The sequence below is a fragment of the Alteromonas sp. Cnat3-28 genome, assembly GCF_022348265.1.
In the GTDB taxonomy this organism is placed as follows: domain Bacteria; phylum Pseudomonadota; class Gammaproteobacteria; order Enterobacterales; family Alteromonadaceae; genus Alteromonas; species Alteromonas macleodii.
The window spans coordinates 398,431-410,152 of sequence record NZ_JAKREY010000001.1 but is presented as its reverse complement, the minus strand read 5'-3'; the positions used below and the strand labels follow the sequence as shown (position 1 = coordinate 410,152).

Genomic DNA, 11,722 nt, shown 5'->3' with positions numbered 1-11,722 from the left:
TAGTTATCAGTGGTTGATGTAACGTTAACCACGCAATAGCGTTATCAAACGGCAGACATAAGTCTGCCGTTCTCATTACTAAAGCTAAAAATTTCGGTAGTATCTGTATTTAGTAACTAACGCGTATACTAAAATAGCAGCTGTGCTGAAACGCTCGTATTTATGTATTTAATTAGGCTCATAAAAGCGCGCTATATTTCGCAAATAGAATAATAAAGTAGGCTATGACACCAGAAGAATTTCAACAACAAGTACGCGCTGTAAAGCAGGCACTGCAGCGTGGACAGTTCTCAATTGCAATGGAAAGCATGCAAACGCTTTTTTCTGCATCGTTGAGCGATCAACAGAAGGCGGAAACACACTATTTAACAGCGGTTATTCAAAGGCTGTCTAAACAATATAACGAAGCGTTTAAACATATTGATGCGCTACTTGGTCTTAAGCCAGATTATGGTAGAGGATATCAAGAGTTAGCTTATTGCCATGAAGCCACCGGCAACCATCAAGCAGCGGCTAACGCATTTTTTAAAGCTACGCATTTTAACCCCGCGCTAATTAGCAGTTGGAAAAAGCTCCTTACCATTTATAAAAGCCATGACGACGTACCTGCAGTATCAATGGCGACCCAGCAAATCGAACATTTGCAGTCACTTCCTGCACCGGTACTCGGTGCTTACGATTTAATGTATGAAAAGCAGTTTTCAGCAGCAGAGCAAGTATGCCGACAGTTTTTAACTAAGCAAAAACATCATCCAGAAGCAATGATGTTACTTGCTGAAATAGGCATGCAGCTTAAGGTATATAGCGATGCTGAATTTCTTTTAGAAAGCTGCGTTGAGCTTTATCCTGACAATGAGCGTGCCGCATTAGCCTATCAAAATGTTTTATCTAAACTAGGCAAATTCCCAGATGCGGTGAAGGTAGCGAAGGCGCGATTAGCGCTGAACCCAGAAAGCTTTGCTATTAAAACCAGCTTGGCCCATGCACTTGTTGGCGTCGGTCAGTTAGATGAAGCAATAAGCCTATACAAAGAAGTGTTGTCACAAAATGCTGATAGACCTAAAGTGTGGGTTGCATTGGGCCATGCGTTAAAAGCAAAAGGCGATACTACGGATGCCGTTAACGCCTATGAAAAAGCGGTTGAATACGCGAATGATTACGGCGACGCTTATTGGAGTTTAGCGAATACAAAAACCTACAAATTCAGCGACAACATGCTGTCGCAAATGTGCAAGCAAGTTGAAGCTAGCTCGATAAAGTTAGACGATAAAATTCACATTTGTTTTGCGTTAGGTAAAGGGTTTGAAGACAAAGGCCAGGCAGATAAAGCGTTTGCCTACTATGACCAAGGCAATAAACTTAAACACAGTACGCTTCAATTTGATATTAGTAGAACAGAGAAGGCCTTAGACGCTCAGCAGCAGGCTTTCACGGCGGGTTCTTTCAGTTCAAAACAGGGCTGCCAAGCTCCCGATCCTATTTTTATTGTGGGCTTGCCTCGCGCTGGTTCGACATTATTAGAGCAAATCCTCGCGTCACATTCGCAGGTAGACGGCACCATGGAGCTACACGATATATTAGGTATTGCTTCATCATTAAGTCATCAAAAAACACCTTATCCGTTTAACGTGAGCGAACTAGATAGTGCAACCCTCGAAAAGCTTGGTGCCCGTTATATTGAGCAGACTAAAGCTTACCGACAAGGCGCGGCATTTTTCATTGATAAAATGCCCAATAACTTCATTCACATAGGCTTAATTAAAAAGATACTGCCTAACGCCAAAATTATTGATGCACGCAGAAACCCAATGGACTGCTGTTTTAGTGGCTTTAAACAGTTATTCGGTGAGGGGCAAGAGTTCAGCTATTCGCTTGACGATATTGGCCGTTACTATAATGCTTATGAACAGCTTATGGATCATTGGCATAGTGTGTTGCCTGGGGAAATTCTTACTGTACAGCACGAAGATGTTCTGGATGATTTGGAAGGGCAAGTTAAACGCATTCTAGATTTTTGTGGGTTAGATTTTGAAGAAGCATGCTTAGCGTTTCACCAAACCAAACGGGTGATAAAGACGCCAAGCTCTGAACAGGTTCGCCAACCTATATACAAAACAGGGATGGGGCAGTGGAAGCCTTTCGAAAACTATTTAGCTGAGCTTAAACAAGCACTAGGCAGAGACACCTCAAAGCCAGATAATTAATGGATAGTCAAAAATGAAGAGTCATGGCTGTCTTTAAGTCATGACTCTTTTTTAATTAGTTAAAACGTATCAACTACCTTTTAAGGCTGATACGGAAGCGAAGATTGATGAAGGATAATGCGAATTTTTCCGTCTTCACATTGTTTGAAAACAAAGCTCTTGTTTACAAAAATATGGCTGTCGTCTTCGCCGATAAAGTGTACGTTACACTGAACAATGGCAAGCTCACCGTTTAAGATAAAGTCTTCTTTGCTATACCAAACCTTCACCCATGGCTTTAATTTAAAGCCATTGTCGTTTGGATAGTCGCTATTACCGCCTACGAAATAAGATAAAGCGCCTTTTTTTGTTGGGCGAAATGTTTGAGAGCCAAAAGTAAGCGTAGGTTTAAAGAGTACTTTTCCATTATCGTAGTCGTAGTTATCTGACAGCACTTGTGAAGCGAATGCTTTTACATCGCCACCTTCAGCGTGCACTTTACCTACCGCTACTACATTGTCGCACCAAGTTTGTAGTGCGGTATGAACCATTTCTTCTGTGAACATGTTATTTCTCCCAAGATAATGTGCAATGTTATATTGTATCATTATGATTTGTTTACAATATCGATAAATTAATGAATTGAAACTGTTTATCCGTGATAGTCATTTTCTATCAGCAAGCGCTAAGACCTGTCGATTGCATAACTTCAATTTTTCCAATAAGAAAACCTGTTACCTATTAGACATTAAAAAATGTTAATCATTCTTAATCTAATCTTCTGTTTTCAACGTTACAACGTTATCTGATGTCGAGTTTACAAGCTATTACATCTGTAATGCTTAGACTTAATGTAGAAGGTTTAGTCATGAATGACGTTACACAGCTAATATTGATGTATTTCATCATACCGCTGTGGTTCACAGCAGGGATAGTCGACTGGTTTTGCCACCGCAGCAGTAATATTGCTGCTACCGCGGGGCCGAAGGAGTCCTTAATTCATCTATTGATGTTTATAGAGGTAGGAATTCCTCTTTTTATGGTTCTCCTCTTTGAGGTGAATAGTTTAATTATTGCTGCAGGTATTCTGTTTTTCTTCTTACATGAATTAACAGCACTGTGGGACGTTAGCTATGCGGTATCGAAAAGAAGAGTGGGGCCTATTGAGCAGCATGTGCACAGCTTTTTGGAAATGATACCGCTGCTCGCATTAATTTTGGTAATTGCCAGACATTGGTCTCATTTTATAGCGTTATTCGGACTGGGCGAAAGTCCTGCTGATTTTGGTCTGCGGTTTAAGCAAGAGCCCCTTCCAACATGGTATTTACTATCAGTTATCGCCGTTGCTACCGTGCTAGAATTTTTACCTTATGTAGAGGAGTTGATTAGAGGTATGAAAGCAAAAGAAAAAAGTTCACAAGAAAAAACGACGTTGTCTTCAGATGAAGAAAAACAATCCAATAGTAAAGCGGACGTTTCACATCAGGATGCAGAAGCTGCGAGCCCTTATGCATCATCTGTTGCAGGTGAAGAAGACCCAGGTGTAGCGCTTGAAGAATTGGTAGAAAGCAACAAGAAGTGACGCTTCAATAGTAAATAATAAAAGGGCAAGCGAGACCGCAAATACTAGAGCTACTATCGCCTAGTTAGCCTAAACTTGACCAGAATCTAGGTAATGTGGTGCCTTGTCGCTTTACATAGTTAAAGGCACCACCGCGACATAAAAAGTGTTGTATAAAATACAGCGGGTAAATATGGCAGCTTCGTACAAAGTTACTGAATACTTAAAAGCCCGCTTAGTACTTACGACGTTTGAGCCCCGTCTCTGCCAATATTTTTGCTGAGATCTCTTCAATCGAGTACTTAGTGCTATTTAAAAACGGGATTTTTTCCTTTCTATACAAGTTTTCTACTTCACGCAGTTCCATTCGACATTGTGGCAGCGATGCATATTTGCTGTTTGCACGGCGCTCTGAACGTATTTGATGGAGTCTATCCGCTGCAATCGTTAGCCCAAAAAGCTTATGTTTGAACCTGCGTAGGGCAGGGGGAAGCTTAAGCATGTCGCCCATGTCTTCTTCTGTAAAAGGGTAGTTCGCTGCTTTTATTCCGTATTGAAGGGCTAAGTAAAGACTTGTTGGCGTTTTACCCGAACGTGAAACACCAGTAAGAATGATGTCTGCTTCATCGTAATCTTTTAGATTAGAGCCATCGTCATTAGCCAGTGCGTAGTTTACGGCCTCAATTCTAATATCGTAGGTGGTTTCGTGGATACTGTGTGTACGATGTTTTTCTGGTTTTGAAGGAACACCCAATACTTTTTCCAGTGGCGCTACGAATTGATCGAGAAAATTATAGTTAATGCCCACAGATTTCGAGATTATTTTGCGAATATCTACATTCACAATTGTATAAAAAACGAGCGGCCTTTCTCCGGTGTCTTGAAAACTTTCAGAAATTTGCTGTAAAACTTTGTGAGCTTGTTCCTCAGTTTCAACGAAAGGAATGGTGTTGTGATTGAAAGAAACGGGAAACAGGGAAAGCAGGGCGTGGCCGAAGACCTCTGCAGTGATGGCTGTACCATCTGAAATATAAAAAGCTGTGCGCACAACATATCCTTAACATTGGTGTAATTTTATTACAAAAGTAATAAAGGGTTTACTTTCTGAATTTCCCCATTCTAAGATGATTTCGTCGAAAAGCTACACGGTTCTTGTGAATGATGGCAAATATCAATAGGTTTGCTGTCAAACGTAATGGACAGCGTTAACAGTGGTTTTCACCACATATCGACTACAATTTGATGAGTTTCAGGTGACAAAAAGCACAAACCTGAAATTAACCTCATACCCTACACATAAAAAAGCTGGAGGCTTGGGCTGTGCAAGAATACGTACTTTGGTATCAAGAACTGGGCATGCATGATGTGGGTCGCGTAGGCGGCAAAAATGCATCATTAGGCGAGATGATTTCAAACCTGGCGAACGCCGGTGTGCAGGTGCCGGGAGGTTTTGCTACCACCGCCGAGGCATTTAATGAGTTTCTAGAGCAAAGTGGCCTAGAAGCGCGCATTCACGAAGTCTTAGACTCGTTAGACGTAGATGACGTAAACGCACTGACCGAAGCGGGTAAGAATATCCGCCAGTGGATCATCGACACACCTTTCCAAGGAAAGCTAGAAGAAGAAATCAAAACTGCGTTTGTCACATTACAGGGTGATGCAGGTGAAGAAGCGTCATTTGCAGTGCGTTCATCAGCCACGGCTGAAGATATGCCTGATGCGTCTTTCGCAGGTCAACAAGAGACTTTCCTAAACGTTAAAGGCTATGAAGCCGTGCTTGTGGCAATTAAGCACGTGTTCGCATCGCTATTTAACGACCGCGCTATTTCATATCGCGTTCACCAAGGATACGACCACAAAGGCGTGGCGCTATCTGCAGGCATACAACGCATGGTGCGTAGTGATATCGCATCATCAGGCGTTATGTTTACTATCGATACAGAGTCTGGCTTTGAAGACGTTGTATTTATTACCAGCTCATTTGGTTTAGGTGAAATGGTGGTGCAGGGTGCGGTTAACCCTGATGAGTTCTATGTTCACAAACCAACACTTGATAAAGGCCTGCCTGCTATCGTTCGTCGTAACCTTGGTAGTAAGCTGACTAAAATGGTGTACTCAGATGATGAAGCACACGGTAAGCAAGTGTCTATTGTCGATATTGATGCAGCTGACAGCAAAACCTTCTCGTTGACTGATGACGAAGTAATGGAGCTTGCTAAACAGGCGCAGATCATTGAAAACCACTACAAGCGTCCTATGGACATCGAGTGGGCAAAAGATGGCGCAGACGGCAAACTATACATTGTTCAGGCTCGCCCTGAAACGGTACGCAGCCGTGAAGACTCACAGAGCATCGAGCGATTCCAGTTGAAAGGTCAAAGCAACATTGTTTGTGAAGGCCGTGCAATTGGTCACAAAATCGGTGCTGGTGTAGCGAAAGTGCTTGATTCAATTGAAGAGATGGACAAAATCCAGGCGGGTGATGTTCTGGTAACTGACATGACAGACCCTGACTGGGAACCTATCATGAAGAAGGCTTCTGCTATTGTTACCAACCGCGGTGGCCGTACGTGTCACGCGGCAATCATCGCGCGTGAGTTAGGTATTCCAGCGGTTGTGGGTTGTGGTAACGCGACTGACAGTATCGAGAACGGCGACAAAATTACTGTGTCTTGTGCTGAAGGTGACACTGGTTTTATCTACGGTGACGAACTAGAGTTCGACGTAGTGACCTCACGCATTGACGCAATGCCTGACCTACCGCTGAAAGTCATGATGAACGTGGGTAACCCCGATCGCGCATTTGATTTTGCTCGCTTGCCAAACGCAGGTGTTGGTCTTGCGCGTCTTGAGTTTATTATCAACCGCATGATTGGTGTGCACCCTAAAGCACTACTTAATTTCGACAGCCAGCCTGAAGAGTTGAAAGAAGAAATTAGCGATATGATTGCAGGCTACGAGTCGCCTACGGAATACTACATCGAGAAATTGGTGGAAGGTATTTCAACCATTGGCGCTGCATTCTCGCCAGAGAAAGTTATTGTTCGTATGTCAGATTTCAAATCGAACGAATACTTCAACTTAGTGGGCGGTTATCAATACGAGCCAGACGAAGAAAACCCAATGTTGGGTTTCCGTGGTGCAAGCCGCTACATCTCTGAAGATTTCCGCGATTGTTTTGCCCTTGAATGTGAAGCCATAAAGCGCGTTCGCAACAAAATGGGCTTGACCAATGTTGAGATCATGATCCCGTTTGTTCGTACATTAGAAGAAGGTCGTCAAGTTATCGAGCTTCTTGAAGAGCAGGGACTTAAGAAAGGTGAAAATGGCCTTCGCGTTATCATGATGTGTGAACTGCCATCAAACGCTTTGCTTGCTGATAAGTTCCTAGACATTTTCGACGGTTTCTCTATTGGGTCTAACGACTTAACGCAGTTAACCCTAGGTCTAGATCGCGACAGTGGTCTTATCGCGCACTTGTTTGATGAACGTGATGAAGCGGTCAAAGCATTGTTGTCAATGGCAATTCAGGCAGCGAAGAAGCGTGAAAAATACGTAGGCATTTGTGGTCAAGGTCCATCAGATCACGAAGACTTCGCCGCGTGGCTGGTACAAGAAGGGATTGATTCGGTATCACTTAATCCTGATACCGTGGTTGAAACCTGGCTTTACCTTGCTGAAAAGCACGGTTAATCACGCAGTTCGGATGTGAAGGCTAGAAAGCTTAAAGGCTATCTAGTTTTCCATCTAACGTCATGTTATTTCACGACGTTATCGCTTTGATATTATTGAAAAAGAGACCATAAGGTCTCTTTTTTTGTTAGGCAACTTAAAGTGATGGCCACTCATCTAGAAACAAATTTTTGCTCAAGTTTCATTCCTTAAAAAAACTGTGGTTATTTAGCAAAACTATGTATTTTTGCGTGTTGATAACATGACTTTTTGTAATTAAAAATGTAATATTACAAAGTGACTTTCACTTTGAATCTTTGATTAATAATTAACTTGGTTGAATTCTCATGGCACATAATGACAGCGCAGTTTCAGTAAATACTTCCGAAGAAAACGTTATGCAATCACGCTCTGTGGTAGAGCAGTTGGCGGAAGCGCAGAAAGAAATTAACGAGCTTAAAATGCAGTTAATGTGGATGGAACGCAACTACGAGTAAGAATAACCTATTAGAATAAGGCGGGAATTAACCGTCCAACAATGAAAGTATTTTCCTTTTAATTGAAAGGTTACAGGTTAATTTACAGTTTGGCTAAAAGGAGGTCATGTTGGCCTCCTTTTTTGTCTCTAATGGTTGTCTGCTGCTCTTAAGCAATGGCTTAGTTAGTTGGAAATGGTGAATATGCTAATGACTAGGTTTTTTCGCCTTTTTGATGTGCAACAAAGCTCAAGACCTTCTTATATTACTTGGTTAAATTATGTCCGGTTGGATTAGTGTGCTATTGTAAATAGCGTTAGGCTAGCAGTATGGATGAGGCAGGGGAGGGAAACTAAGATGGCTTATAAATTTAAGTTTTTTGCACAACCTGTAATCAGTAACATCAGAACGTTCTGTGAAGCTGCGCTGGTTGAATTCACTATTGGTCTGATATGTGCAGTTTTCGCCTATGCAAGTTATGGTGTTTTTATTCACCTTTTTGTTGCTTGCGTTGTTATCTCGATAGCGTGTTTTTGCCTAAGTATCTATAACTTATATAGTCTTTTCTATTGAACTAATCCGCGAAGATAATTGCCCCGCCACTATTGAGACACTACCGAATACATGCATAAAAAAAGGGTTAACACAGTGTGTGTTAACCCTTTTTGATATGATTGCCTGTCTTAAATAGCGTTAGTATTTAGTCATCAAACCAGCGATTAAGCCGAATCTATAGAATGCTTACGCTTTAAGCTGGTTACCAATAGGTAGCTGGCGAATACGCTTACCGCATGCAGCAAAAATGGCATTGCACAGCGCTGGCGCATACACGGGGGTTGCAGGTTCACCTACACCTGCTGGCGGCGCATCGCTTTCAATTACTTCAACTTCTACCTCTAGTGGTGAATCGCTCATGCGCGGTACACGGTAGTTGTGGAAGTTACTCTGCTGTACACGCCCTTTATCAAACGTTATACCGTCACTGATTGCTGTTGTTATACCGTAAACCGAGCCGCCTTGGGTTTGGTTTTTAACCGTATCGGTGTTAACTACAGTACCTGCATCAATCGCTACCCATGATTTAATCACGCTAAGATCGCCAGCGTCAGACACCTCAACTTCAACCACAGTAGCAACGTAAGTTAAAAAGCTACGGTGCGCAGCAATACCCAGTCCGCGGCCTTTAGGCATGTTGCGGCCCCAGCCTGCCATGTCAGATACTTTCTCAATTACATTGCGAAGACGACCTGTATCCAAAGGATAAACCGACTTATCACCCCAATAGTTTTGATATTCGGCTTTTTGACCCGTCACATCAATAATTCTATCAGGACCAATTACTTCCAATAGGTAATCTTTAGCGTCTTTGCCTGCTTTGTGGGCTGCTTCATTAATAAACGACTGTACAGCAAACGCGTGAAAGATGTTCGATACTGAACGCATCCATCCAATACGGGCTTTGGCTGGCGCTTCACCGCGCTCTAACTTCATGTTGGGCGTAAGAATAGGGTTATCCGTAAAGCCCAAATCTAACTCAAAGCTAAAGGGTGCGTTCGCGCCCTCTTGGAACGTAGAGGCAATAGGTGAAAACGCGGTTCTGTGAAGATAAGCGTCAATTTTACCGTTTTCATCAAGTGCAGCTTCAACATGTTGAGCGGAAACCGCGTGATAGAAACCGTGCTGAATATCATCTTCACGTGTCCATTGAACGCGAATTGGTTTGCCCGTTTTCATTGATAGGAATGCTGCTTCCGCTGAAAAGTCAGGCTTAGACTTACGCCCGAAAGCACCACCTAGCATGGTAACGTGAACATTGATTTTTTCTTTGTCCATGCCAACCATAGCACCCACGGTTTCCATATCAGCCTGCGGATTTTGTGTTGCTGCCCATACGTCAACGCGATCTTTATAGTACATGGCAGTAGCACATGGTGGCTCCATTGGGGCTTGTGCTAAATGCGGCACGTAATAGTCAGCAACCAGTTTGTCGCTGGCTTTTTCTAAAACGCTCAACGCATCGCCTTTTTCTCTAACAAGCGCTTGAGGTGCATTTACTGTGTTAAGCAACTGCTCTTTAAAGTTCGCTGAGTTATAGTCGCCATTTGCGCCATCGTCCCAGGTGACGTCTAATGCTTTGCGGCCTTGCCATGCTGCCCATGTGTTGTTAGCTATAATGGCTAGCCCACCTTTTGGTTGGAACTGAGGCGCACCTTTTGGCGCTGGAATTTCAATTACATCAACAACGCCATTAACCGCTTTTGCTTTATCTGCATTGAAGCTTTTCATCTTACCGCCCACTACAGGTGGGCGTTCGATTATAGCAACAAGTGCTTTTGGCTCGCGCACGTCGGCGGCGAAGGTTGCTTTACCGGTAACGATGTCTTGAAGGTCGATATGCGCCATACCGGTATTGATGTAACGCCATTCTTTCCTTTCTTTAAGCTTAAGCTTATCTGCTTCTGGCGGCGTAATGGTTAATGCATCGTCTATTAAGTCTTTATAAGCAAGCGTTTTACCTGAAGTGTGTGTTACCACATGCTGCTCGGCAACACAGGTACTTGGCTCAACACCCCAACGCTTAGCTGCTGCATGTTGCATCATATAACGCACGCTTGCGCCCATTTCTCGAAGACGCTGCATATTGAAGCGGATACTACGCGAGCCATCGGTGTTTTGGTCACCGTATTTGGGGTCGCCTTTGCCTTGAATAACAATGACTTTGTCCCACGCAGCTTCCATCTCGTCAGCTACAATTTGCGCAATGGCGGTTCGGATCTGTTGACCCATTTCGCTGCGGTGACACGTTACTTCAACCATGCCGTCAGGGCGAAGTGCAATGAACAAGTTTGCGCGCTTTGCGTTTTCCGCTGGCTTTGCTAATACGCCAGCCATGGCGCGAGGTGCACCACCCATAAAATAGGTACCAAGAACCAGTGCACCCGCCGCTGCTGTCGATTTTAAGAAACTGCGGCGATTCATATCAAAATAGGTATTCTCACTCATGCTTCTTCTCCCGCTTGGGTTGGGTCAAAGTAGCTAACGCCAGCGTTGCTGCTTATTGATTTCGACGCAGACTTAATGGCCTTGTGAATGCGAGGGTACGTGCCGCAACGACAGATGTTGCCCGACATATTCTGAACAATTTCTTCGTCACTTGGCGTTGGGTTGGTTGATAATAGACTGGCAGCTTGCATGATTTGCCCACATTGACAGAAACCACATTGTGGTACTTTGTGTTCTACCCACGCTTTTTGGACAGGGTGATCGCCATTTTCGCTTAGCCCTTCAATAGTGGTAATTTTTCTGCCTTGAACGGCTGATACAGGCAATACGCAAGAGCGTTGTGCCATGCCATCAATGTGAACAGTACAAGCGCCACATTGCGCCATACCACAGCCAAACTTAGGTCCTGTAAGATTTAATTCGTCACGAAGGTACCACAACACTGGTGTTGATGGGTCACCAGAAAATTCGTGTTTGTTACCATTAACGGTAAACGTGATCATGGTCTTGTCTCCATAGGTAAGCGAAAGATATGACTTGGACCAGATTGTTTAAACCTGGCCTACCCAAGCAGCGCAATGCGGGGTCAACGCATTGCACAAAATCATATCGATACGGTTACATTGCCTGATGATACGAACTATCTAAGATGCTGAGCATGCTCAGATAATTGCCACTATTATTATTGTTAAAGGCTTCGCAATTTATGCTTTAGATTACGTTAACACGCATTGCATCATTACGCATTTACATAAGTTTAATTGCTAACACTTTGCGACAAAGTGGTGAGAGATGAAGAGGGAGGCGAAACGCACTGTGCGTTATGG

At 43.4% G+C, this 11,722-nt stretch carries 8 protein-coding genes; 4 read left to right on the top strand and 4 right to left on the bottom strand.

The annotated features are described in order from the left end of the window. Positions 1-224: 224 nt before the first annotated feature. Complete coding sequence (locus MHM87_RS01830; protein WP_061485788.1) at positions 225-2,204, top strand: tetratricopeptide repeat-containing sulfotransferase family protein; 1,980 nt, start codon at positions 225-227, stop codon at positions 2,202-2,204. An 80-nt stretch (positions 2,205-2,284) separates the two neighbouring features. Here the strand turns inward: MHM87_RS01830 and MHM87_RS01825 are convergent, their stop codons facing one another. Next, positions 2,285-2,749 carry a hypothetical protein gene (locus MHM87_RS01825; protein ID WP_049586693.1) on the bottom strand — a complete coding sequence of 155 codons (465 nt, stop codon included), beginning with the start codon at positions 2,747-2,749 and terminating at the stop codon, positions 2,285-2,287. 302 nt (positions 2,750-3,051) lie between these two features. On the opposite strand from MHM87_RS01825, the gene MHM87_RS01820 reads away from it, so the two are divergent. Beyond that, a complete protein-coding gene (locus MHM87_RS01820) occupies positions 3,052-3,765 on the top strand; it encodes a hypothetical protein (RefSeq protein WP_049586720.1) in 714 nt (237 codons plus the stop codon). A 214-nt stretch (positions 3,766-3,979) separates the two neighbouring features. Here MHM87_RS01820 and MHM87_RS01815 read toward each other — a convergent pair whose 3' ends face one another. Beyond that, positions 3,980-4,792: a pyruvate, water dikinase regulatory protein gene (locus tag MHM87_RS01815; RefSeq protein WP_049586695.1), complete on the bottom strand. Its 813-nt coding sequence runs from the start codon at positions 4,790-4,792 to the stop codon at positions 3,980-3,982. Positions 4,793-5,064: 272 nt separating this feature from the next. Here MHM87_RS01815 and ppsA point away from each other — a divergent pair, with 272 nt between their 5' ends. Together ppsA and MHM87_RS01805 are read left to right on the top strand one after the other, a co-directional pair. Next, positions 5,065-7,437: a phosphoenolpyruvate synthase gene (gene ppsA / locus MHM87_RS01810; RefSeq protein ID WP_187447248.1), complete on the top strand. Its 2,373-nt coding sequence runs from the start codon at positions 5,065-5,067 to the stop codon at positions 7,435-7,437. A gap of 326 nt (positions 7,438-7,763) precedes the next feature. Then, positions 7,764-7,913: a hypothetical protein gene (locus MHM87_RS01805; RefSeq protein WP_155279892.1), complete on the top strand. Its 150-nt coding sequence runs from the start codon at positions 7,764-7,766 to the stop codon at positions 7,911-7,913. Between the two features lie 720 nt (positions 7,914-8,633). Here MHM87_RS01805 and MHM87_RS01800 read toward each other — a convergent pair. Next, entirely contained in the window at positions 8,634-10,895 is a 2,262-nt protein-coding gene (locus MHM87_RS01800; RefSeq protein ID WP_239239950.1) for a molybdopterin cofactor-binding domain-containing protein, read from the bottom strand. After that, complete coding sequence (locus tag MHM87_RS01795) at positions 10,892-11,398, bottom strand: (2Fe-2S)-binding protein (protein WP_014976393.1); 507 nt, start codon at positions 11,396-11,398, stop codon at positions 10,892-10,894. Before MHM87_RS01795 ends, MHM87_RS01800 begins: the two co-directional genes overlap by 4 nt. Positions 11,399-11,722: the final 324 nt, after the last annotated feature.

Excerpts from the sequence above, each read along its gene's own strand:
- MHM87_RS01825 (WP_049586693.1), bottom strand. The coding sequence starts at position 2,749 with ATGTTCACAGAAGAAATGGTTCATACCGCACTACAAACTTGGTGCGAC.
- MHM87_RS01820 (WP_049586720.1), top strand. The coding sequence starts at position 3,052 with ATGAATGACGTTACACAGCTAATATTGATGTATTTCATCATACCGCTG.
- MHM87_RS01805 (WP_155279892.1), top strand. The coding sequence starts at position 7,764 with ATGGCACATAATGACAGCGCAGTTTCAGTAAATACTTCCGAAGAAAAC.
- MHM87_RS01800 (WP_239239950.1), bottom strand. The coding sequence starts at position 10,895 with ATGAGTGAGAATACCTATTTTGATATGAATCGCCGCAGTTTCTTAAAA.
- MHM87_RS01795 (WP_014976393.1), bottom strand. The coding sequence starts at position 11,398 with ATGATCACGTTTACCGTTAATGGTAACAAACACGAATTTTCTGGTGAC.
- MHM87_RS01830 (WP_061485788.1), top strand. The coding sequence starts at position 225 with ATGACACCAGAAGAATTTCAACAACAAGTACGCGCTGTAAAGCAGGCA.